Source organism: Duganella sp. FT27W (assembly GCF_009295655.1).
GTDB classification, from domain to species: domain Bacteria; phylum Pseudomonadota; class Gammaproteobacteria; order Burkholderiales; family Burkholderiaceae_D; genus Rugamonas; species Rugamonas zoogloeoides.
Genome location: NZ_WHIV01000053.1, coordinates 1 through 221 on the forward strand (window position 1 = coordinate 1; position 221 = coordinate 221).

The 221-nt window shown below is 52.0% G+C and carries 1 tRNA gene and 1 rRNA gene; both read left to right on the forward strand.

Annotated features, from left to right (window positions below):
* Positions 1-64, forward strand: a 16S ribosomal RNA gene (locus F8197_RS28430); the annotation flags it as partial.
* 80 nt (positions 65-144) lie between these two features.
* A tRNA-Ile gene (locus F8197_RS28435) sits at positions 145-221 on the forward strand.

Sequence of the window (221 nt, forward strand, 5' to 3'; positions counted from 1 at the left end):
CGTGACTGGGGTGAAGTCGTAACAAGGTAGCCGTATCGGAAGGTGCGGCTGGATCACCTCCTTTCTAGAGTAGCACTGAGTTAGCAATAACTCGCTCATCAAGCGTTCACACTTATCGACTGTCAATCAAGAAGAACAGCATTTGGGGCTGTAGCTCAGCTGGTTAGAGCACCGTGTTGATAACGCGGGGGTCGTTGGTTCGAGTCCAACCAGCCCTACCA